This window comes from Chitinophaga dinghuensis, from assembly GCF_003259435.1.
GTDB lineage: Bacteria > Bacteroidota > Bacteroidia > Chitinophagales > Chitinophagaceae > Chitinophaga > Chitinophaga dinghuensis.
The window spans coordinates 1-26,185 of the sequence record NZ_QLMA01000007.1 but is presented as its reverse complement, the minus strand read 5'-3'; the positions used below and the strand labels follow the sequence as shown (position 1 = coordinate 26,185).

The 26,185-nt window shown below is 39.9% G+C and carries 12 protein-coding genes; 3 read left to right on the top strand and 9 right to left on the bottom strand.

Annotated features, from left to right (window positions below; genetic code table 11):
- Nucleotides 1–114: 114 nt before the first annotated feature.
- Nucleotides 115–348: a hypothetical protein gene (locus tag CLV59_RS19995; protein ID WP_111593858.1), complete on the bottom strand. Its 234-nt coding sequence runs from the start codon at nucleotides 346–348 to the stop codon at nucleotides 115–117.
- Nucleotides 349–850: 502 nt separating this feature from the next.
- On the opposite strand from CLV59_RS19995, the gene CLV59_RS19990 reads away from it, so the two are divergent.
- Nucleotides 851–1,435, top strand: a complete 585-nt coding sequence (locus CLV59_RS19990) for a DUF416 family protein (RefSeq protein WP_111593857.1) — start codon at nucleotides 851–853, stop codon at nucleotides 1,433–1,435.
- A gap of 250 nt (nucleotides 1,436–1,685) precedes the next feature.
- On the opposite strand, the gene CLV59_RS19985 is transcribed toward CLV59_RS19990, so the two are convergent.
- From CLV59_RS19985 to CLV59_RS19955, 7 genes are all read right to left on the bottom strand, one after another.
- Nucleotides 1,686–2,156 carry an Imm26 family immunity protein gene (locus CLV59_RS19985; protein WP_111593856.1) on the bottom strand — a complete coding sequence of 157 codons (471 nt, stop codon included), beginning with the start codon at nucleotides 2,154–2,156 and terminating at the stop codon, nucleotides 1,686–1,688.
- Between the two features lie 4 nt (nucleotides 2,157–2,160).
- On the bottom strand, nucleotides 2,161–10,650 hold the full coding sequence (locus CLV59_RS19980; RefSeq protein WP_146616255.1) for an RHS repeat domain-containing protein: 8,490 nt from the start codon (nucleotides 10,648–10,650) through the stop codon (nucleotides 2,161–2,163).
- 150 nt (nucleotides 10,651–10,800) lie between these two features.
- A complete protein-coding gene (locus CLV59_RS19975) occupies nucleotides 10,801–12,027 on the bottom strand; it encodes a hypothetical protein (RefSeq protein ID WP_111593854.1) in 1,227 nt (408 codons plus the stop codon).
- Nucleotides 12,028–12,029: 2 nt separating this feature from the next.
- The gene (locus tag CLV59_RS19970; protein ID WP_211323990.1) at nucleotides 12,030–18,740 is read right to left on the bottom strand and encodes a DUF5977 domain-containing protein; all 6,711 of its coding nucleotides are present in this window, start codon (nucleotides 18,738–18,740) and stop codon (nucleotides 12,030–12,032) included.
- Between the two features lie 3 nt (nucleotides 18,741–18,743).
- Nucleotides 18,744–19,835 carry a hypothetical protein gene (locus tag CLV59_RS19965; RefSeq protein ID WP_146616254.1) on the bottom strand — a complete coding sequence of 364 codons (1,092 nt, stop codon included), beginning with the start codon at nucleotides 19,833–19,835 and terminating at the stop codon, nucleotides 18,744–18,746.
- 5 nt (nucleotides 19,836–19,840) lie between these two features.
- The gene (locus CLV59_RS19960) at nucleotides 19,841–22,168 is read right to left on the bottom strand and encodes a hypothetical protein (RefSeq protein ID WP_146616253.1); all 2,328 of its coding nucleotides are present in this window, start codon (nucleotides 22,166–22,168) and stop codon (nucleotides 19,841–19,843) included.
- A gap of 496 nt (nucleotides 22,169–22,664) precedes the next feature.
- Nucleotides 22,665–23,132, bottom strand: coding sequence for a JAB domain-containing protein (locus tag CLV59_RS19955; RefSeq protein WP_111593850.1), 468 nt, complete (start codon nucleotides 23,130–23,132; stop codon nucleotides 22,665–22,667).
- A gap of 409 nt (nucleotides 23,133–23,541) precedes the next feature.
- Here CLV59_RS19955 and CLV59_RS19950 point away from each other — a divergent pair, with 409 nt between their 5' ends.
- A complete protein-coding gene (locus CLV59_RS19950) occupies nucleotides 23,542–24,507 on the top strand; it encodes a hypothetical protein (RefSeq protein ID WP_111593849.1) in 966 nt (321 codons plus the stop codon).
- 416 nt (nucleotides 24,508–24,923) lie between these two features.
- Here the strand turns inward: CLV59_RS19950 and CLV59_RS19940 are convergent, their stop codons facing one another.
- Entirely contained in the window at nucleotides 24,924–25,202 is a 279-nt protein-coding gene (locus CLV59_RS19940) for a hypothetical protein (protein WP_111593847.1), read from the bottom strand.
- Between the two features lie 657 nt (nucleotides 25,203–25,859).
- On the opposite strand from CLV59_RS19940, the gene CLV59_RS19935 reads away from it, so the two are divergent.
- The coding region (locus tag CLV59_RS19935) for a hypothetical protein (RefSeq protein ID WP_146616252.1) at nucleotides 25,860–26,185 on the top strand (326 nt) is incomplete at its 3' end.

Here is a 26,185-nt window from a genome sequence, read left to right as displayed (position 1 = left end):
TTTTGAACTTTGCATCAAAATTGTGCACCTACTTTGTACTAGATTACCATAGGATCGATTAAGCTTATTCAAATATACGGTAAACTCTCGTCATATCAAACATCTTCATAATAATCATCGAACAAAAAACGCCGACCAGGAGGTAATCCCAAAAAATCTAATACTTTTGGACTGCCAATATACTCCTGTCCCATCATCTCTTTTAAAAATCAGTCTTCCATCTAAAAACTTATAAACAGGAAAATTAAACTCTTTTGATAATTTCCCATCATAAACAGCCTCCCCACCATTAATAAACCTTTCAACTTCCTTCCGAATTAGTTTTCGCGGAAATTTATCCTGCGACATAATTGATATATTTTAAAATAACAAAAAAAACACCTGAATAATCTTCATCTTATTATTGTACTTCTTGAATATCATCCGAGGGATTTTGTGGCGACAAAAAAATAGTACTTAATGGATATCCAATTCGCATTGTTGTAATCCATTGTAATGGAGGAATAGGGTAAACGCTCATGCTAGCTCAAAATGCTTAAAACCATCCACCAATTATCATGTAATTATATACTTCCTAATAAAATCAATTTTCTTCTGAGAAAATAAACTAGATTCCATAAATTTATATAATAGGAAGAAATTCTTTAACCATTAGGATCAGATTTTTAAAATTGCGACAGGATGATCCAGAGTTGAGGAAGCGGTTTAATAATATCTATGAACCACCTTACACCGGCAAACTGGATCTTTGTGACAGAATGTATTCTCAGGTACAGATAAATCGGAACTTAATCAGAATTTAAAAAACAAACAAAATCCCAATCATTATTCCCCAAATAGTCATTTAGAAATGATAAAAAACTTACAAATCCTTGCAGATTTATCACCAGAGAAACAATTAACTTTTGCTTATCTTATTTGCAAAAGATTAGCCCCCAATTATGCATTTTTTTCTAAACAATTTGGCTTTGGAAATACCAATCAGTTAAATGCGTGCATTGATTTTATTTATAACCATATAATAAAGAATGATTTTGATGAAAATGCAGCCATAATACATTTACATAACATTGATGCCATTACTCCCTTCCCCGAAAACTTCAACACTATACTTGCATCCTCTGCACTGGATGCCTGTTCAGCAATTCTGGATACCTTAATTTTCATTACAGACCAAGATTTTAACCTAATTGAAAATATATCAAGTTATGCCACCGATTCAGTTGACATGTATGTACAGGATTTAGAAAACTTAGACAATAATACAGATGAGGATTTTGAGAAAAAGATTACTAACCATCCTCTAATGGTCAAAGAAATAAAAACTCAAAATGACATCTGTATTTCTCTTAAAAATACAGATGTCATTAATGAAGCTTCTATTAAAAGTCTTTTATTGTCACATGCCCCTCAAGGTAACCTAGGTCTAAATTGATACTGGGAGCAACTCACTAGAATATTCCAGAAATTCCAAATCCGAAAGATGGAAAGCTATTCACAACCTTTAGTCGAGAACTAAATCGGGTGAAATTCACCCGATATTTTAAGGAGTTTTTGAAACACTCCTTTCAAATTTTGAACTCCCCAGAAAAAATGTAGATTGAGAAAATGAAAATTTCAAGGCAGGCTTACAATAAAAAAAACCGCCGTACATCATACAGCGGGCTTTACTATCAAACTACTTTTTAGGTGGCTGTAGAAAATTTAACCTTCATATGCTCAACCATTAAATCTTTTTTATTCATATAAAGATTACGTAGCCGTTCTTCTACATGCTCATAATCCCATACAGCTAGCCGTTCTACACCAATGCAATCCTGTGGCCCAACTTTGGTTTCTCTTCCCTCTAAATCCACTAACCAACAATCATTTAAATTCAATACCCCTTGCCGAAAGAAAACAATTTTTCGTCGAGTCTCCTCCTCACTTAATGAAACGCATCCTATCACTTCCCAATCACTTTTCTTAAAGACATCAACATGAAGCCCTATAGTAAAGGCTACAGGTCGTTCTAAAAGATTGGCAATATTAATCTCCTCTTCAGTAAAAAAAGCGTAAACATCAAAAATAAGCTTTCTTATTACCCGCGCATATGCATGAACTTTTCCTTCAACCGGAATTCTAAACACCTCACCAATATGATCTTTTTTTTTCATATAACTATTTATATCTTAACAAATTAAACCCTGTAAAGGCGTGTAACTCCTCATGAAATAGAATGTTTGAGGTATAGTGATAAATAACTCCCCTTGGATTTAATTTCCCCACGCCCCTGATTCTATTTCCGGATGTTCCGTCATCTGAAAGCGCTCCACCATTGAAATCAATTAGTTGTTGCTCTCGCCCGCGAATTGCCCACTTGGCAGCAGGATTCTTTAAATTCCCTACCGCCTGCTGGTCAAGAACTGCTGGCCCATACCCCTTCAACCAAGTGTTGCTTGCTGTATGTTGTTTATCTCTGAGCTGAATAATTTGAAATGCCGTTAAATTTGCGGGACCACTGCTCCTACCACTATATACTGTCATAGTGCCATTTAGATTAATTTTAGTTTTGGTATATGTCACATAACGAATATTCTTTTCCGGATTATTCTTCTCATACAAATCCTCTGTTAGCTCCTGTGCATCAGCATCTCTGTTATTCAAATAAGAATTTTCAGGATGTCGATTCGTATTCTGAAAGAAATCATTAGGTATAATCGTCAGAAGCCCCGTCAATGCTACTAGCCTGGATAACGGCGGTAATGGTGGTAATTGCCCAATTTTCTCGATTGGATTATACCCTCGGATCATGTTCGACTTAAAATCAACACGCGTCCTAATTGCATTCTGCGCCTGTGGTGGAGTAGATGGTGTTGGTCTTGGATCCACAGCAATCTCACTGCTATTGACATTTACATTCCCCTCCAGACCATCAATATCTATTGACAAGACAGGAGTATTACTCGCAAACTGATAAGGTGTATAGAATGGGTACATTTGCGTCAGTGGATCGACACTCAAAAATCTTCCCAGCCTAGGATCATAAATCCTCATTCCATAATCCTGCTGATTCCCTTCACCTTTTACCTCATTATCATTTTCCTTGCCATTAAACCCATATCTATTCGGCACACTATCCTCCCAATTCCCTCCTCGACCAGGCATCAATGCCCCGAACGGATAATAATCGTGGGCACTGGTGACTACTGGTTCATAATGATCTATGGAAGTCCCATCTGTAGAAATAGAACGGCGCCTATCTGAGACAACTGCCATTACATTCCCCAGGTGATTACTTAATTCAAAGAACTTGTTTCCTCTTATAAATATAGGGAAAATACCATTAGTTATGCCTGCTTTTATAAATGGAGAAGTAACTATGGTATCCATCTTAATAGTATCCATCATCATACCGATACGAGAGACACCATAAAGGTGTGTTTCCGTCAAAGTAGGGCTACCATTATTTACTTTGCTATCTCCAATGGTATAAATACTCATCACATTACCTGTAGCATCACGTACATACCAGGTCTGCACTCCCCCAACACGCTTGCTGATCCTGTTGCCTGAAACGTCATAGGTATACTCAATTAATGGCTGTCCAGTGCGTTGAATACTGGATATTTTGCCGTACAGGTTCCATTTAATACTATCTATTCCCCCAGCATGGTCCGCTGTCAGGTTCCCAATTTGGTCGTACGAATAGTTATGAGCAAGTTGATTATCGATATCCGTATTATAAGCCGATGCCGAAACCGCATCACTTACAAAATCCAATTTATTACTACCCGCAATGTAATGATAGTTCAGACTGTCCATCGCCAAACCACTAGCGGCACTGCCGTTACGCAGATATTGTAAGATGTTACCGTTAGGATCATAGGCCACCTTCTCCTTATAATCATCCGCGGCTGTAGGTGTCCAGGTATTGGTAATGGTATTCAACCCACGGTAGGTATCCATACTAATTAACCTGTTCAAAGCATCATATCCATACGCATACATTTGTGCTTGCCCTACCGATGGTAGCTGAACACTCATGGCTGCAATATTTCCATTAAACAATGAATTAAATGCAGGGTTCACTGAAAGGGCAAAAGGTTTCACTCCATTGCTGACTGGTTTATAATCATCATCCCCATAATAATGCAATGCATAACCAAAAGCATCCCGGGCGACCTGCGACCCGGAGGCTCCGTCATGACCGATATCTGCGGCGGCTGTACCAGCAGTGCTATTAACTCCTTTCATCCAACCCTGTAGCGTATAGGCGTAATCGATACCCTGTACCTTCTGCTGTCCCATCTCAACCCTGGCCAAAGGTCCGTGTGCATAATACTGATAGTAAGCTTCTTTCTCCCAATAAATACTATCCCTACTGGTTTCAACATCTGTAAGTCGATTAGATGCATCATAGGAATACTTATGATAGAAGGCATCCTTTGCACCTGGCTGATAGGACACCTGGTTTACCTTTCCACTCACCAGGTCATAATCATATACGATACGTTTAAACCTGTTTTTCTGGCTATCCGCCATCAGGCCCAGTTTATAATCCTGTAAAAGGGTATCTACATTACCTAAAATATCATAGCTATAATAGGTCGCACTGGCATAACCAGCAGCAACTGTATCCGCAGCATTGTTATACACAGCACTATAAGCCACTCTATTTCGAAGGTTTCTGGCAGCCAGTGCAGGCGTAATGTTATCATTTGCCTGATCATAAACAGTACGAGTAATTTCCCTTTTGGTAGCACTCGCATTGGAGAGCCACGTTGCCAAGGAACCAGGAGTTCGGCTTATCGCACTGGTTATGGCAGTACCACTTGACAATTCACCTACCTCTGTAATACGACCAATATTATCATACAAGGTATAGGAGTAAGAAGCTGGCATAGTCCCTGCCTGACGCTGATTTTGAGACACTGCTAACCTACCCAGCCTGTCATACCAAAACAAAGAAGTACCACCATCAGGGCTAGTTTGCCCTACTACCTGGTTCAAGGAGTTATATCTATAGATCGTGCTGAGCTGATGGTTAGGAACTTTTCTACTACCTGTTGCACGCGCAGCACGCACCTGAGACAACCATGTTTCAGAACGATCTACTACGGCGCCTGCCGGAGGGACAGTACGAATCAGGTTTCCTGCCTGATCATAATAATACAAGGTATAGTGATATTCACTAATAGTGCGCGCAAGCTTGAACTGCTCCAAACTATCTGCCAATCTACATGTAGCAATATATTCGCTATCGAATTCTTTGTTCAGAGAATCCAGATAAGCATTATACCTGGCCATGGCATTCGTTGTTATAAAAAAGCTGCTGTCACTACAATTATTAAGTGTTAGTTGGTTTATATCGGTTAATGAAGTAGTGGTACTAGTAGGACATAAAGTCAGGCTATTTTCAAAAGCTTTACAAATACTGTAACCACAGTTACTCATTAGTACAGACGGAATACTATCACTCAAAAACACATACTGGTCATACCATGAAGATGGGGAAATTGTACTATTGGTGGTTGGAGCAGCAGTTACGACGGAATAAGTTGGGGCACTCGCTGTAGCTGTTGTATTGGTAAAGAAACAATTTACCATATCCGAACCAAAAGTAACTATAGCAGGAGAACCCAAAAACATCCCCGATGCAAATATCTTTGAACCATATGTCGCTATTCCTGTATAATAATTTTGACCTCCGGGAGAACTAAGGGAACCCACCCAGTCAAAGGAATTATCTGCCTTTATTTTGTACAGGTAATGGTTGGAGGTCTCACTTGTATTGACTTGCGTCGCCAAAAGGATACTTCCATCAGCCATCCTGGCACTGACATTTCCGTTAAGGTTAGAAGAGGCAGGCGGACGATCAATTAACACTGTTTGATTGAGGTTGAAATACTTATTTAGGTCGATCAGTAGTGTTTTCTCGTCATTATTGTTGTTATCCTGCTCATCAGAAAGAACAACCTTATAGCCTGTTGGCGTTGCGTAAAGATTTTGAATATCATTTTTCCTGGCACTCCGAACCCAGGAACTTATGCCCATGCTTCCGTCCACCTGGCTTACCTTAGCCAAAATTGTTTTGTAAAGTGAGCTGGTAAATCCTAGTCCCCCCAGGACAAGGCTGTCGCCATCTTCGGCCAGCGTGTACAGGATATCAGAACTTGTAAAACTTGTAATCTTGGCCCATGCCAGACTCCCATTACTATTTAATACACCATACTCCCACGCTCCTTGGCCATTATGTACATCATGACTTGCAGCTATTGCGTATTTGCCACTTGCCAATTGAATTATATCTCTACCATAATCCCCATATTGCGCCCCCGTGTGTAATGTTTTACTCCACTGGAGGTTTCCACTGGCATCCAGCTTTATAATAAACACCCCAATAGTTGCAGCTGAGTCATAACTTGCCAGCCCTATGGAAAGCGCCTCACGTAAAAATCCTGGATTACCGCTATTGAGGCTACTTGTACCAATAGCGATGTAGCCTCCATCTGAAGTTTGCCTGATTTTCTTTAAAGAGACTACACCATTACCTAAACTGATTGCCTTAGCCCATTCTACCCTGTTGACGTCATTCATTTTTACTACATAACCCATGTTGTACAACTCTCCAGTGCCAGTATCATACTTAATACCAGCGGAAATGCTGCCACCATCTTTAGTGGCTGATATATGGTTTATAACCTGTTTGCTATAATACATTGTTCCAGGATAGCTCGTATATCCACTTTCTTTCCCATTAAGCATGGCTAAGGATTGCTGTGAATAACATTCCATGTTATCAGATGGAGCTCCCACACAACGATTATGGAACTGAATATATTCCCAGGCCTGTTTGGATAATCCCAGCCTGCTATTCATGAAATTTTGGAATACCAGATTGATCTGCGTTTGCAAAGGGGTAGAATCCTTTAGCTGCGGCGTCATACCAGGATATGTAGAGGTAAAAGTGCCATAGCATAAATTAACCATATCGCATGTCGCGCAGGTAGAATCGATACTACGTCTGTTACATTGCAATACTGATGGGATGTAGATAACCTTTTCCAGATAGGTGCAGGACGTCATGTTACAGGCACTCAGCAATTTGGTAAGCACATCTGCACTCATATTGATACCGTGAGCCCTGAGCAGAAAATCGGAGAAGTTTTCACCATTATTCCTGAGCGTCTTATACTCTGTATTTAGTGCCGTTATATTACTACACTCGCAATCTGAAGGTTTGGTAATAATTGGTTTATCACCATAGTCAGGCTGCATATTGTAAGGGAAATGGGTGCTGATCAGTGATCCATTACAATATGGAGTGGTAGCAATTCCATTATCTGAGTTGAATCTATTTATTACATCTTCGAAACTCGCGTAAGCATTAGACCTGCCTGGATTGATCGTACTTGAACCATAAGGATGGTCTCTGTCAGCACCAGCAATACATACTGTCAGCAATCTGGCTATAATGGTATCCACTTGCACAGGGGAATAATATGTACAAGGGGACAACTGTTCTATCCATTTAGAGATAAACGATTTACAGTTCTCCAAATAGGTACGACTTTCAATGGCATTGGCCGAATCCTGTGCTACCTGTCCTGTACTGAAGTTACCACTAAGCAAATAGCCTGTATTGGTTTGCTTCAACACACTCTTAACATCCTGGAAGTTGACATATTTACCATTCGCTAATAAGGAATCTGTCGGAATGCAACCTGCTCGACTTATCAAGCTATCTATATAATCTTTCTTTATTTGCAAATACAAATCTCTGTAAGTCTGCCAGATCATATTACGATCGCCTTTACATACCAGGCTTGTATCTATTCCCCCTATGATCGCATAACTATTGACACAGTTCTGATCTGCCGTGCTACACAATACATTAGCAGCAGCAATACTCCATAAAGAGGTATGTCCTTGATAATTGCTTATTTTACTATTTAGGTCAGCCTTGATTGCTGCACTTTCTGCGGCCAGTGGATCTATCGTTGTTGGAACAAAATAACCTGCCGCCAATGCCTTAGTGTAATCTTCCTCATTGCGGTAGGCTATATCCCAGGCAAGGCTTCCGTTATGCTTTTCCTGTTCCACCAGCTTGCAGTATTCCGGATGGAATGGCAATAAGGTAGCGGCCCAGGAATTCTTAAATCTCCCAGCGAATTCTTTCATATTTAACTGCTGTGGACGTACATACGTTCCTGTTGCAGTACTAAATACTTTATCTGGATTTCCTTTCTCATCAAGATAAACCAGGTCGTCTCGCTGATATAGTGGAGTACTGGTATCCGTTTTCATATAAAAGATGGAATACTTACTGGCGCTGTCCAACAGTGTGGCATATTGCCCTGATGGCGCCGTCATGTCCAGTAGCATAGCTGTTCTAGTTTCCATGCTCTCTGTGGAAGTAGTACACAACGCAGCACAATTATCTGCTGCCTTCTGGTAGGCTGCTGTAATTTCACCTACATATTGGGTAGAATCAGCAAGGGGTATTCCAATACGAGCAAGGTAACTGTCACGGAAGGCGGGATAAGAGCCCAGAGTAGCAATGCAACTTGAACAGGAAGGAGCACAATCACCAATATTTACCAGACTACGTTGCTGCTGAACAAACTGATCAATGGTGACGCAGGCGCCAAATTGTTTACTATAAACACTATCGCGGTAGTAATCCATTGCATCCTTACTGATCTTCAAGGTCTTGACTACATTATAAGACCCCTGTCCAAGGTCTAAACTAAAGGATATCGTTTGAAAAGGTGGCGGAGTACAATTCGGTAAAATAGAGTCTACTAAAAAGTTGCGATACGTTTTGATGATGGGCTGTCTATCTGGCAACAACATGTTATTGTAATCATCTGAAATCTTTATCTCCAATTCATACAAACCCGCATAACAGGTTTCCTGTCCACAAATCGTTTTCTTGTATACTGGGGGACTGAGGTTATACGTAAATGTGTATTGACTCGATTGTTCAGCGGTAAATGAATGGCTGATAGACATGGAATTATCTGCGATCGTATTCTGTCCCTTGCCAGATAAGGTAATTATGTCCGTTACATCGGATTTATCAGGCAGATCTGATAACGATGTAAACATAGGAGATCCGGATAAGGCCGTAGCTACCGTACGTCCATGCATATCCAGATAGAAAACACTGTACACCCCATTGGCATCACGAACTGTATTCCTGAAGTAGTGTTGCGCATTACCTGCATCAGTGCCAAACATGGCATCCAGATCATTCTGTGTAGCGCCACCATAACTATAAACAGTTTCAAAGCCTCTACCTAATCTGAACTGACTCCCAAGTCCGCTTTGCCTGCTAACCCGATTGGTATTATCACTTACATACACCGTTTCTGTAAAAGGATACTGATTGGCATCTGGTATTAACTTGTTAAACCCGCTTGTATCCGGACTATTAGGTGAATAATACCGACTAGCTCCACTCATTACAGACATTGGGTTTGCTGCGGCAGCAAAATAATTGTCCAGTGTATCTAAATAATCGTAATTACTTTTATCATATTCATTTCCTAACGTATCCCGGTTAAAAAGTGCGTTATACTTAATCACGGAATCGATTGTAGGTACCGGGAGCACTGAAATAACCGCTCTTCCAAGATTGTCGTACAAAGATTCGCCAACAATTGTTCTATTCAGCACGTTATCTTTCGTTACCACCTGACGATTTAGCATATTGCCATCAAAGTAGCTGACTACAGCTTTGTTCTTTCCATCTTCCGCGAAGCTGATACTAGATTGCCAATTGAGCGTTTTCTCATGGCCAAGAAATGTAAAGGAGGCCACATTGCTCCAGTTCATAGGTATCCTTGCATCTCTGGACTTCACCTGCACAGCCCTTACCCTAAAAAACACGACCCCTGTATCTTCATAAAGCAGTGGAATCTTATAGTCTGTTCCCTGTAAGGTCACCCTGGTAGCGTTATTCCTGAAATTTTGCGATGGGTCAGTTGCATATCTGGAGGCTCTTGAAGAATCTATGAAAGTCCATTCGAGATCATACTCATCCGCGCCAGTAACGGGGTTCCAACCTATTTCCAGATCATCTGAGGTGGCGGTAGTCTGTCTTAGCCCTTGTACCACGTCCCTGGAAGGATCCATGGAGTAAACTGGCAGCACTGTCATTTCATTTTCTAACACTAGTGTAGCTGTTGCAGCCGGAATAGAGGTAGTGAGCGAGACCAATGTCACATTTACCTGCCTGCTGTTATGAAATAGAAAGCTGGAACGCACCAAGTGGTTTTTCGCAGTATCATTATTCACTATTAGTGTTTTGTATGTAGTATCCGTCTGTTCGTGATTCGTAGCATCCAAATAGGTGTAGGTAATTAATACCTTTGCCGTCGCCGTAAATGCGTCAGGAATATAACGAGTGGAATACTCATTGACCTTTAAGGTGACCAGGTTATCTATTTTGTAGGGCAATATCAATCTTGATGGATCAGCGGCACTATAAAAAGCTTCATCCTTCACTAAAATGCTAGCATTAGCTACCAACTCATTATTACTACCATCAAGTACACGACTGAAGGTTACTGGATGCTGGGCTTGTACAGTCAAACCAGTTAGCAAAGCCAATAAAGTCAATAACCTAAAAGATAATTTCTGAGGTATTAGGGATCTTTTCATTTGATATTGGAGTTTGGGGCTGCCAACAAATATTTTATATCCAGGAATCAACATTTCACCATCACAAGTGAAATAGGATTCTCCTTACAGTCCTGTATGACCAGGATTATCATAAAAAGCATAAGCTGTCTAAGGAGCTGTATCATACTGTTACTGTTTTAGGAGTGAGCTTCTCGTCTCTTTTATGGTTTTAATACCTCGTTCCGTTTCTTTTTTGACACGTATGAGGATACCTTCTTCATCATATTCATAGAAAGTGGCATAGTTATCTTCATCTAGCTGCGCCATCAGCTTCATGGTAACAGGATCGTATACAAATGATGTCATGGCCGCATTAAAGGGATGAATTCGGAGATCATCGAAATTGACATCCGCACCATTCCCCGCATTAAATACAATGGCAAATACGCCGTTACCAGGCATAATATCTATAACCAACTCAAACAACTGCCAACCATCTATCAGATACCCACGGGGTTTTGCAGCATACCAGGCAGCCCCATTTCTCACACTAAAGCCACTATTGACATAGGAGGTACAATTACAATTAACACTTTCCCTTACCCATACGCTCACCACCATCCTACGACCTTCCACAGGAGAGAATGTAGGTATGATCGCCTGCTGAGTAGTTTTAATAGCAGCTAACAAACTATCACTGGAACACGTTCCTGTGGTTTTATTAACGGCCAGGCTAAAAGAAGAGTCACCGGTAGCTACAACACTGGCAGAAAAAACCAAACTATCGCCATGATTCACTTTAAGGCTATAAACTCCTGAATGGGATACTGTTGCATCCAGATATGCAGTATAAGCACTTACTCCAAACCCTCTTCCAACAGGGCAAGGAGTATTGCAATTAGCTCCACCAAAAAAGTAATCTTCGAAGCCATCAAATGCGGACTCCCTGTAACTACTGTTTTTTACCGTTGCAATTGGAAGAGTATTATCATACCCATAAAGCACCGCATTGTATCTGCCCAAAGGGTCCAAGTTCTCCAGCTCAAGCCCACGTTGGTTATACAATGTTGATGAACTATTCCATACCCACCTGCTAGTATCTTGAGATGAAGACCATACATTATTTTGCCTGCTCCAGAAGCTTATAAATGAAGGAATTGTGCCATCAGTACGCGGCGCCACCAGCGAAGTTGTATCTCCTTCTGCACGCTGGCTGTAATAGACATAAGACTTTGATAATCTCCAATTACCACTAATTCCTGCAAAATAAGGGTTAACACTGGCAGCAGTTACTACGCTCTCACAACCTGAAGTATCTGCTACACAAGATGTAAGGCTGCGACCTATATATGCGTAAGCACTATTTATAGGCAGCGAGAATAATAGGGGAAACACTAAAAATTTAATACTTCTCATAATTACTTTGTGAATGATGCAAGAATAACTTCTGATGAGTCTAAAAGGATGGGAACAATATTGTTTCTCCTTTCCAATCGCGTGACGGGCAGCAATAGCCCTGTAATAGAGAATGAATAAGCAGTAGTGACTGCATTCACACCCGAGCCACTTGCTGGCGCCACCGTTTTATCCCATAATCTATTGGCCATTATCATAACAGTGCTCCCTGTGACTACAAATGTCTCTGTACTGGTTGTAACAGTTGGATTTGATTCATTTCCATCTACAGTAACTGTTTTTGTAACAAGTATCTTAACTGTCTTATTTACTACCGAAACCGGTATAGTTCCAGCCTGGTCACTGAAGAATGAAATACTCACATCTGTATATCTGTTAATTATAGTAGGATTTCCACCGAGGTTTTCGACTCTAAGTGGCGCATAATTAAGCTTCCCATACAAACTTCCGGAATAGTCGCAGGAGCCCATGGTATTTGCATTGGTTAGGCCATTTGCATTGATATCACTCAATGCCAATCGATTAGCAGAGTCTTTGGTGGGGGCAAAATAGGTATTAGCATTAACCGTGTATGGAACAGAAGAACCAATATAATTGGGGCCACAATTATTTCTGGTAAAGTACTGGGTCATGCTGTCATTGCCCACAGTTTCCAGACAAGTTCCATACAGATTCGCATTATACTGACCTTCACTCTGAAGTAGCTGTAGGGCAATGATATTGGCCGAATCTTTTGTTGGGGCATAATAGGTATTGGCAGCAATACTATAAGGATAGTCGACACCCGAATTACCTCCCGGACAGTCAGATTTATGGAAAATTCCAGTCTGACTATCATTTCCATACTCACATATTCCAACGCTATTCGCATATGTCGGTCCATCTACATTCAACTGTTGCAATGCCAACATATTGGCAGAGTCTTTTGTGCCAGCAAAAAAAAGATCTGGTTTGAGACTTACATGTACCGGCACTGCGCGGCCGCCTGGACAATTGGCAGAGTAAGACCTTGTTAAAGAGTCATTACCAAATATTGGTACGACAGCTATCGGTCGGTTTCTGTCCACCACCTTCCAATTTTGCCTAAATTCACTGGCATTGGCAGTGATAACCTTACTAGAGCTATCAATGACTATATGCAGACTACGGTTAGTATCCGCTTTGATCGGGCTACTCAGCATTGTAACTTCGCCAGCTATGGTGGCGAGGTTTCTTCGTCCGGACCTAATTACTTTGAGGGTAACATTATTTCCACTATATGGTTGGCCATTAGCATCCAGGAAATAAATATCACCGTTACCTGTACCACGTAATTGTGCCACATCAACCGCATATATTTTTGTAGAACCAGGGAATGTGGCCACATCCGGTGTACATCCCTGAAGGTTTCCCACAGCACTATATGCATATACCAGCAACTCATCCCCACCAACAAAATAATCCCCAATACTTTCTCCTTCAGGAAAGCCACCTGTAATATGTCCATTTTGCAAGGTAAGATGACTCAATACAGCATTTATATTCTTATAGGCGCCACTCATGCCATCATAAACCCAACCCGCTGGATATCCAAAATTATAAACTGGATCATCGAACTCATTCTGCGTACTCGTAAGACAAGCCTCACCAGTCTCAGCATCGAACAACATATTCCGAGTAGTTACCTTACTACCTTTATCAAATGCCTCAATTCGGTCTAGAATGCCATGTCTGCTGATAACTTTGGTTAGCGCAACCGTCCGAAACATCGTCTCTTCATGCTGCGACATTTTAAAAAGTGTAGGCAACAGAAAGAAAGGTGGAAAGCCAAAAGAGAAGAATTCTGAGTTGAAAGGAATATTCGTAGAATTTGTAACAGATCGCTCCTCCCGCATATCGCACATCAACTCTATGTCTTCACCTACAATAGATTGAGTATCAATATTGCCTTGATTATCAACTGTACTTACTACATTGGAAAGGTGTTGTTGGCTTGCGTTTTCATCATCTACTTTATAATAATATGTCGTATTCGTTACCCAGTCTCCAGGGGCATCACTTCCATTCTTATAGGTGGATGTAGACTTTAACTTGCCATGCATATCATTAATCTCTACTTTGAAACCCTGTGAAACAGCTAGATAGTGCCTGGCATTGATTCTAAGAAAATTTCCCAGTCCGGGTTTGAAGCGTTTTTTAGTATCATTATCAATATTACTTCTGTCTGTGATAGTGGGGTAATCAAAGGCCGTATAAAAACAGGATTCGGAGAACCCATTCGTGCTACGGGCTTTGGGTGAATTTATCGCTCTTACCCTTACACGGCTATAACCCACTACTGGCGCGGGGAAAAAGGCCTCCCCTAGCGGCTCCTCTGTATATCCCGCTGTCACTGGTGCAAGCACCGCAATTTGTTCTTTATAGTAGATCGGCAGATGAAAAGGATTTTCCTCCCCTCCTAAAATAGGCTCGTAAGCAGCTACCCCACTACTTATTTGCACATCTCTGTTGTTGATTCGAATGGTGGTTTTATATTCATATTCTTGTCCATAATCTGATTCTTTTTGTTGTGTCATGGCGTTCCAGTTATCATGCACCATGATTCGTTTTACTCTTAAACCGCCACCATACTTATTAAAGGTTGGATTATTGAGTCTGATATAAGATCTTGTAGGATCCACCTGCTGTGCCCAGCCTTTTGCCCTGGCCTTTTCATCAAAGGAAGTGAACATCTCTGATACATTAGTAATGGTAACCGCCAGGGTTTTAAGTAACTCTCCGAAATTCGGGTTATCATTATTGTCGGAGCCCGGATATCCCTTTGAAGGAAGGTTTAATCTCAGAAACTGAAGTGCAGTCTTAGCAATTGGACTATATACCCCACCATCATTACCGTTTTTATCAATAGTTGTCAGCTTTATCCAAATGTGTGTGTCATCAATTCTACCACAATTACCTGGACCTGCTGCAATCTTCGCATATCCTTGGACATATTCACCACCGGCGCCAAAAGCATCGGATGGCATAATTACATACACTTTAAATCCAATATCAGTGATCCCCTCTAAATACCGATTAGTAATATCAGACACAGTACTAATCGGAAATGGCACCTCAATGCCAACATAAAAGTTATCTCTCCCACTATCGTAAAGATTAGGAGAAAGACTATCTACGGAGGTTGGCACAGATGAAGCAAATCCAGCTATAGTGAACATTTGCATTGTTCGCTTATGCTGCACATAGGCATAATCATCAGATTCATAGGTAATTTTCATCTTAGCACCAGTAGGAGTAACAATAGAATCCAATGTCCAGGCAGCAGCATTAAATGCCGCTTTTGCGCTGTCCTGTACCGAATAAGGGTATTCAGCATTCGTAATTACATGACCAGCGGAGCTCTTAGGGTTATCAAGTGGTGATTTGTATGTACCCCAACGATCGTTGCTCTTAGGGCTATAAGTTGGGTTGTTATTGTTATAGGAAAATTTATAAGGATGCTTAGCCCCTTTGTTACTACCGTTAAAGGTAAACCAGAGCTTCTTTAAAGTAAGCTTGCCATTGGAAGAATCATTTGTCAGTGCATTTCTGTCATTGATACCCTTACATAATTCATAGGTATATCCGAAATGTACTGTCTTTATTGGTATAGCATTCACACCATTCTTACGGAGATCTGCCTTCATGAATAATTGTATGGAATCAAGCTTCCTTGCATTGCCATAGGTTTTCCTTCCCAGTGTATCAATTTGCAGTAAATCTTTTCTTGAACCGGAATCCAGGTAAAAGATAGCCACCATTTTCTTTGATTCAATAGAATGTAGGTACCAGAGCTCCTTTTCGCCGTAAATGTAGCTTCCTTTGTCATCACGGTAGTCGGTCCGTAATCCTGCATCATAAGTGGCACTATCTGAATAAGGAACTCTCCACTTAAATGGATTATCAATTCCTGCAACCTTCGAGTAATTAAACTTGATGGCGGTACCCGGGTCATCAGATGTAATACCATCGCCGGTTACATCCACATAATCTGGGGAAAGAATCCCTGACAATAAAAAATTATGTGCATATGCCGGCATTCTCTCGCCGGTATAAAACTGGTTATTGATAGCATTTTCCTTACTGTCATCAGAACCCGCATTATAAGCTACCAGCCCTTCTTCAAGATTAGACCTGGATTTATCGACATTGAAAGAAACTTCCTTTTGAGAAAGGTTATATACGGGTACGCCATATACGTAGCGTTGCCCATTGGGATTTAACACTGTGATCTCTGATATATGATGTGATTTACGAAAGGAGTTAACCCTCAGTTCTTTCCTTACATTACCGCTTTCTATGAAATCTTTTGGAGGGTATGGGGAAAGAGCAGAAGGAGGAATATCCTGAAAGTTGGTCAGATCCCCATACTTCCAGGTCAACATCATAGCACACGGTCCTTTGATCTGGTTATATTCAATTGTCACGGAATAATTCTTGCCAGCTTCTAGGTATAGCGTATCATAAGTATAAAAAATATTGTGGGGCGCCCAGCTTCGTGAAAATAAGGTATCATTAATCTTAACGCTTATACCATCATCAGGATTCGTACGGAAGATATAACGACCATTAACAGGGGCTTTCACAAAACCGGTCCATCTCACGGAGAAATAAGTTGATTTGTTCGCTAGTTTAAATCGACCGTCATAATCAAATTCATTCTTGTTATGCGATTTGGAAAAGTTCAGCGCAGAATCTACTCGGGTAAACCAAAAATTTTTCAATTCGGAATCTTTAAAATAAGTACCAAGTAAGCCATGGGTACTTCCGTCCGGCTCCTTGGATATCTCGGGCAGGCATAATTCCTGGTCAATAGTATTAGGTTTATAGCTTTCAATATATTTGGATAATCCGACAGTCCCTGCTTCTCCTGCTGACAGATAAGAAATTACCTGCGCCCGTTTTTCTCGAGGGATGTTCAAGTTTCTGGGAGATAACTGTACATCTGGCAATTTCGTACTGTTCCTATATCTGATGAGAGCATTGGTGGTAGAAATAACGGGGTCACTTGAATTAGTCTGAAACAATCTGGCGGTTACTACATCCTCCCCTCCTATCGCATCATAATCATTTTTCCGATTTATGCTTTTTTCTCCCGGTCCCCTGAAATAAGAAGATTCGAATTTCTTATTGGATGAATTGAACACGATAAGGTTGGCTAATGGGTTCTGTTCAGACCATCGGCCTGAACTAGAGACATTCCTGGTATAGTTAAAGTCGGCTCCGAAGTGAAAAACATCTCCAAACCCCAGATCTCCGCCAATCTGGGATGATTTATCTTTCGTGGTCATTCGGGCATCATAAACAAATCCTATATCTCTCCTGTAAGCTCTGAACATACCACCAATCCCTTCTCCAGACATGGTAAAGAGGTCATATGTATATGAAGGAACTGCGATATGCTGAACAGCTGGCTTCTCCCGATAAGGGATATCCTTCTCTCTGTTGAAATCCAATACCCCGTAGTCATTCTTAATACCTTTCTCCAAGCTAAGATATCCATATGCAGGTAGCACTCGGACCTTATCTTCATCTGCTACATATTGAACAGTCTCATATCCTCCTATAGAGAAGTTGGGGTGTATTACCTTTGTCTCAAAACCTACTTTAAAATTGCCAGTAATAGCGGAACTGGTATATGGTATGTTGATCCCTGGGGTAAATGTCGGGTATGCAAAGGAAATAATGGCGCCATGAAACGGATAATTAGTCGGTTGTCCAGTCGATTGCTTAGTAAGCATAGCACTACCAGTGAGTTGTAATGCATGCATACCTAATCTTGAATTATATCCGCCACTCAAACCTATGCTACCAGCACCACCATACTTTGCGTCCCGCTCCTGCACCATCATGGAATAGCTGATAGCACCATTAACAGCAACTCCAGCCGCTGAATTGCTTGTAAGTGATAATCCTGCTGTACCTGTCCCCATACCTTTTGCCCCAACACTAATACTGGTATTAATACTATTCTCTATCCCCCATCCTCGTAGGCTGTTCTTGAAAACCCCAAAGCTGGCGCCGACACCCGCCCTAATAGAGGTACTATCTGAATTTGCACCCAAGGCGGGTAACTTTGGAATACCGATAATTTCAAGATCGGCGCCAGTTGAAAATCCAACAGTCCTAACTGGCTTTATTGAAAATTCCTTTGTAATAGAATCAGCGCCATTAAAATCATCAGGTAATCCCCTCAGATTCCTGGAAATATTCCCGGGGTTTAGATTCCAGCCCAGGCCGACCCAACTGGCTTCCTCATCCATACCAACTCCACTGCTGTAGCCAAGGGTCAACGGATAGCCATCAATATCTATCAAAGGTATATTGTAAGAAAAATTTCCAGTGAATAAGTCTACCATATTGTCATTAGATGAGGAATGGAAGGACTCCATTTCCGGCTGCGATGGCCCACCCTCTAGCTTTTCCATATGTACTTTATCTGATGGTTTTCCAGATAAAGCTCCAGAAGCCTTGCCAGAGTGGGTCACAGTCAATTTACTCATCTCCGGAGGCCTCGAATCCACTACCCCACTAGATGAAAAAGGACGGGGAATACCTGTTGCCGTGTAAGCATACCTCGGCAGAAGGATTTCGAAATAAAGCAATACAAGAAAGGTATAGGCAAAAGTCTTATTATACTTTGCTGCTAGAGCCAATATCATGAAATAACATTTATAATTAGGGTTAAGATTCAACTTCTATTCTGGTCGATAGATAAAGTTTAACCGCCAGACTTCTCTCCTGCTGTTTTTCAGTCTGAACTGGTACTGGCCATCTTTATGTACATGCTTTAAGGCAAGAGTTAGCATATTCTGTCCGCGTTGAACGTCAATAGTACCATGCATTACACGATGATCATCTTCCAGTGAGATAACTTCATAGCTTGCCTGTTTATCTGCGCTCTCATTATTATAGATGAATTTCAAAGGGTTCATTGTAGTTACCACTGCCCCATCCAAACTCTTTCTTAACTGCACAAAGGCAAGACTCGTATGATTTATGCTATCTCCCTTGTTCAAGGTAAAGGACCGGATATCTGTTTGTGCCGCAAATTGTTTTCCATTATTCGCAATCACCATCCAGACGTAGGTCTTACCTGTATCCAACGCAGTACCTCCTGATGGATAGCTGTTAAATGAATTGCGTAAGCCAATTGCTCTATACACTGGAATGTTTTGTTGGACTGACTCCGCAAAGGATTGGTTAGGTAATACTTCTACTACCCGAAGTTCATAGTTCAGGTCCGTAAAAAGGTTAAGCGGCGCTGGTGGTATCCAGGAAAACTGCGGTAGTCTGGAGTCCAGTACTGCACTATCCTCGGGATAATTCAACAGCGGGGGACTCACGGGTTCCACCACGAAGGGAATACAATCTTCCACAGCGGGTTGAAAATTTTTTTCATTGTCCAGCATCACTGTATAGCAGGCAATATAGTTACCTGGAGAAAGCATCCCGTTATCGCGTTTGTCAATGGATGAAGAAAGGAACTCATATTGCAGCGGCGCAAAATCTTTTACTTGCAATTGTTGCCCCCCGGGTTTAAGGATAATACTTTGGGTGGATGCAGCTAAGATAGGTTGCGAATTCCCAGCATCAAGCATCCTAAAAACTATTCTAATACTGACAGGCCTCGTTCCTCCATTTATCAACATGATATTCCACAACTGCGATTTCATCAAAACCCCTACAGGCGGCAACTGTACGGCCATGCTCACCTGTGAAAAAGTATCGCCACTGTAGGACAGAAAGACTATCATCAATAGCCAGACCAATGCTAAATATGTCTTCATAGTATTTAAAAATTCTTGGTATAGGTAATTCTTCCAATATTATTGCTTACTAGATTCTTATTTATGCCAGGTATAAATCCTTTATCGACCATTAAAGCAAATTCTCCAACAATAGGCACCTGAACCCTGGCTGAACCAGAATATCCCCATCGAATACTACGGTAGACAGTTTGCCTGTTATATTTCACCCCACCTCCTACTTCAAGCCACTTCCAGATCCTCCATGACGCATCTCCACAGGCGCCGTATAAGGCATATTCCTCATTAATAGCAGCCGATATTGTACCATTGAGGGTAAGATTGTGAAGAAAGAAGGTTTGGCTGGCAACCAAGTTTTTAGAATTGAAATAAACAAAATTGCTATCCGTTTTCTTATTATAGAATTGGGAAAAAGTCAAAACACTACTCATCTTCAATTCATGCCATTGATAATAGTGACTAGCTGTTCCGATAAATGTATTAAACAACTGCTCAGTATAATGCCCGTCAGTAAGTTTCATTAATTGTGATGTTGGCTGATAGCCAATCGTGACGGAAGGCCAACGCGGTATTCGCAAAGTTGCCTGAATACTTCTAAAAACTGTATTGCTATTATAGGTTACTGGCATCAGGTAAGAAACATAATCATTCTTGCGTATAACACCAGTAAGAATCAAGTGTCTTTTGAATAATGCTTGTCCAATCTTGATATTCCAGGCTGTTTGTTTGGATCCTGTTGTATATAAACTGAACGATTGAAAATTATTCCCCATCATTTTATACATCATGCCGATGGAAGTATGGGTTCGCAAGATTTCCGTATTAAAGCTGGCTGCATAGGCCTCATTGGAGCGGTCGCCCATATTTATCATACTGCTCAAGATACCCTTCCCCTCATCATAAGTCGAATTGAAAGGTACGGAGGACTTGGCTACTTCCCCACTGAAGCTTGTGGTACGATTGATTTGCCAGCGGCCTTCTAAGGCGATTCCCATAATACGGCTATGCATGTTTATTGTCTCGCTTGCACCACTGGTATCAATATTGTAGGTCTGTTTCTTTCCCTGGTAATAGGAAAAAATAATATTATTACCTTCTTTCCTGCCTGTACCCAATCGAATCATACTCAGGTACTGCGCAACTCTGTTTTCATTTATTACGAAATTCCGAAAACGATAATCCACGGCTCCAGTAGCGATAGCGACATAATAAGAAGGATTGAACTCTATCTGCAAGCCATTAAGGCTGATATCCTTGGCTGTTAGCTCAGAATAGTTAACCATTGTCCTTCCGATGCCTAAGGAGCGAATTGCTAATAAGGTTCGGTATCCCCTGGGTAGAAGGCTATCTGGTAGTCCCATTCCATCAAGAACATCAGAAAGCTCTTTGCTGTTACGGCTTTTGGTAAGTATGTCCATCAGGCCTTGTTTTCGCTGACCAATCTTTTGTTCTAGTTTTTCATATTGCTGCCTTACTCTATTTAGCTCATTGATTATAGAGTCAGCTTCATATCTTTTTGCATAATAATACTGTTCAAATCCAGAACTGGCATCTACTCTACTAACTTTTGATTTTGGTTTACTTCCAGGGAACGTAGAGTCAAGTCCCTTAAATCCCTGCTGATAGCTCATAGGTGATTCGTTCCAACCAACTGTCCCTTTGTCCAATACACGCCGGTTCATCCGTATAGAAAGGGAATCATTCAAGCCATATGCATTTTTTTCACGTTCTTCCACAAGGCTCTGTACCCGTGCCGAAGAAGATAACCATCCTTTAAGTGTACTCAATCTGGATTGTAGATCGGAAAGCTTATTTTGCAGTCTACTTAGCTCCTGAAGTTGTTTCAACCTTGCTGCATCCCATTGCTGCGCACGCGCCAACATCATACTCTTTAGGTCCCTGCTAAAATATTGTAGGTTTACACCTATGATGTTTCTAAACAGTCTGGAGTTACCTTCTTGTGCACTAAATCCAATATGAAATGGATATTGATTTCTGATGGTTACAGTCAGAGATGTTTGAAGAGTATGTTGATAAATATCTTTCTCTGCGTAAGGGGTATCAATATTTGATTGATAATAAAAATCGTACATCACATTACCATGCACAGTTAATAATGGGATGTGGGATGGCAAAACAGTTGGAGACTTTGATTTTCGGTCCACCACTGGCTTAATAGCAATACTGTCCAGTTTTCCATACTTGTATAGCTTCACTGGCACGGTTGCTTTGCAACCTGCGGCAATGTAGCAAAATCCACTATCAACTATCTGGCAACTAGAAATAGGAAGGGATTGCCCAGGACAGAACATTCCTGTCAATAGGAGTACAAACAAAACCAGTAACCGTTTCAAATAGAATAAATAGAAGGTCTGAATGAATTTTATATCACAAAAACACTTACTTACTCATTACTAATTATCCAAAATGGTATTGCATAAATTAGGAATTATAGGGATTGAACAATACTATAAGCTTCGTTAATATTTACACTAAGGAAAATTGGGGTACTGGATTATTATGCTAATGGGGAAAGTTACTCATATCTAAGTACAATCTTACAAACTATCGACATTTTTTGGCTTGTATCTAAGATATAAAGAAATCATTAATAAATTACTTAATTTTTCTTCTTAGAAAGAATATCAAAAGAGGTGATTGAATTTCAATGATATCCAGGAGTAGTTATCTAAAAAAATACGCCTGCTACACCTAGATACTGCCATTCAGCATGCGACCCAATTTCACTTAGTCCAAATTAGTTGACAATTGAAATAATAAAAAGTCGGACGGAAACACATAAATAATTTATAAAATTCGACAAATCTATTACCTTTTTAAAAAGAAGGGCTAAACAAGCCCTTCATCAACCATAGAAAAATAGCTTTCTCTAGTTATTATGATATGATCTAGAACCTCAATATCAAGAAGTTTACCTGCTTTTATCAGTTGTTGAGTAATTGCAATATCAGCATTACTTGGTTTAGTATTACCTGATGGATGATTGTGCACCAATATAATCCTTTTCGCATTGAGCTTCAAGGCAGTTGCGAATATTATTCTGGGATCTACTACTGTTTGAGTACATGATCCAGAAGATTGCTCTGCTAAGGCAAGAACAGAGTTCATATTTGACAAATAAAGTACTTTTAACTGTTCTACTAAATCCATTCTACTATCATCCCAAATTTCCTTAAATAATTTTGCTACAGCTTTCGAACTATTAATAATACGCCGATCGTTTATTTTAAATGTTCGTGTGTAAGTAAGTTGAACTTCATCAATTGAGAATTCCGGAGAAAAAATAAGTTGTTCCATGATCTTTTGGTTTAAGAATTAATGATGGAACATCCGCCGGGAGGCAACTACAAATGTTACCAAATTCGATGGCGGTAAATGCGTGTAAGATAGCGCCCGTATCCATTTGGAGCTAGTGCAGGTGAGGAGTCGATTACACAGGTACTGCTTTAAGCGCCTTCGTTTATTGGGAACTTTGTAGTCCCTCCCGAACTTTGTGAAAGCATTAGGATTAAACTAAAATTGCGCTGCTGCTTAAGAATATTATCTAAAAGATGTCAGCAAGACTAATAGGTAGTGTATCTTTTACAACTGATAAACTGAAATCAAAACATTATGTATCCAGAAGTTGGATACTTTGCAAAAAAAGGGTGTTTTTCACGTATAAAAATTCCTTTATTCATAGTTACTTTAATGCATAATTTTCATTATGATAGAACAGAATAATCCGATAAGATTTAAAGTTTCAATTCCGCTGACACCCTATTATAAAAATAGGTACGTCCATATTATACCTACAGAGGCTGAAATTGAGATACAACTTATAGATGGGTCTCATATAGTCCATACAGATTTGAAAAATGTTGGAGCACTGGCATTTTTCAGAGACCCACAACTACAAGCAAGGTTAACTTTCTGGTATGACTTTGACTCAAAAAGTAACACTATTACATTGTGTTCAAATAATTTGCAGTCTTCCGATTCCACTTTTATTTCTACTGTACCAAGAGGATCCAATCAATTTTGCCATCAACATACTTATGCAGGTGATAATACTCCCTGTGGAACGAATCCCAACTGGAACTATTGTACCCCTCTAACACCTGGTTTAAAGGAAGCAATACACGAAACAGTAATAAGAGCCAATAACATCATTATTGAGAAGGCAAAAAGTATGGATTATACTGTCATTCTAAGAACACCACCTCCGAAAATTTCTTTAGAAGAATATGAAAAATACTCTGCTGTATACCAGAATGGTGAATTTAAAGAACTCTTCAACCCCGAAAAAGAATATGATGATACTTATAGTATTTTAAGTTTGGATTCTACCTGGTATGGGGAAATCTATTTGAAAAAGAACGACAATTTTTCAAATGTTATAGGCAGTACGGACGATCCGAAAATTGCTAGTAAAACATGGATAAAACTCTGGGAGGGACAATTTGGTAAACCAGATGATTGTAGCTCTCTAAATTATAACGGTTATAAATGTAGTGGGGGACTTGTTGGTGGCCATGTTATTCTTGGTAAAACGGCCTCGGCTATGCCCAAAGGGAGCAATAAAGTGTTTATTATGCCAATTTGCACACAACATAATAATGATGACAATACCTATATGGCTCCTATAAAATACAGCAAAGGTATCGCGTTACATAATTATCTTAACAAATAGAAAAGTTCTGCAAAGAATCCAAACCTATACTATCGAACTAATTTAAGTTAATCCATAACAAGAACATAGATTCCTGGTATTGACAAACGGAATCTCCTTCAGTATTTTCATTAGAAAACATTTTTAATATGAAATTAAAAGGCTGATTTCTTAAAATTTGCGTTCCAAGATTTTGGAGTCCATTTCGATACCAATTCCAAGCACCTACAAATTTATTCTTCCTAGTAGTCTTTGCCAAAGGCAGTTCAAAATCAGGGGCACGGCTACTCAGGAGAGTATCTAATAAAACATATCTCATCGGGTCAACACCATCCCTAATGGACGTAATAAGAATATTGATGTTTGATTCTTCACTCAAAAATCTATGCAAATGATTAATGCTACATTAATGTATATAGATTCAATACCCAAAGTATCTATTTAACTGCTTTATTTTTCTTCATCTCTCTAGATATTAGTTTCATTATATCTTCTGGTTCCATACCTAGTATATCCGCTAACCGCCAGGCATCAGCGAAGGTAAATAACTCTGGGTTATACATTTTCTTTGTCAAGGTCTTATGATGTATTTTGAGTAAGTCGATAGCTATTACAATTCCCATCACACGGATAACTTCCTGCATTGTGGTAATTGCCCCCTCCTTAATTCCTACTCTTATTAACTCAAATTGCGGACTGGTATCATTTCTATTCATCAAATGCAAGTTTAAGTTAGAAATGTATGTCCTAATTCCATATAATATATTAATAATTATAAAATTTGTAATAATTATTCACTTTTATTACTTTCAATTACATTTTATGTAATAATTATTACATAAAATGAATAAATAGAAAAATTGATGTAACAGAATTACTCCATTTCAAATATACAATATATGAATACTAGTTAAAATAATATTAGCTTTGCGGATCAAAATATTGATCGGCATTGTCACTGTTATTGCTTTTATCCGAGGCCCTTGGAAAGCCGGATTATGGCAAGGGCAAGACTGATGTTTTTCATCAGCTTGCCCCATTGTAACCAAGTGACGATGCCCACAGCTTATTGCGTGGGGTCGTCTGTTATGTCTGGCATCCAAGGGCCTCAGATATATCCGGAAATTGACCCTGCGCTTTTTGCTTGCAGGAGTGTCCTCTATTCAAGTGCATACTCCATGACAATAATTATCATTTTTTTTTCTCTGCTTAGTGTTTTAATTTCTGTTTGCCATCTCAAGAGTTCCTATACTCTGATTATCCCAATTATGCAGATACCTGCTAGTACTTCTCATTTCAAAAACATTGCCGTTTTGCAATACCCGAATATTCGCGGATAACTCAGATTAACAAAATACCCAAACACAACTTACATGAAAAACGCTCGTTCTCGAATTATGGATAATTGCCCCATCATTAAGTTTTTTAAAACAATTTGGCGAACTATTAAACGAAATATAGTCAATGCAATTATGGAAGATGAAACAATTGATGAATCTGAATTTCAGGCAAGTATTATTTTGATAGATCCAGATAATACAATTGTCAACAAAGTAAACTTCATCAAAGAAAGTACATCCATTTACTTTTTAGCCAAATTGTCTAAAACAACTTCATCAGAATGGAATACTTCTTCAGGCCATTACAAATTAGAATGCTGGCATATTTCAGGCGATTCAAAGGAACTTAAATTTACGTG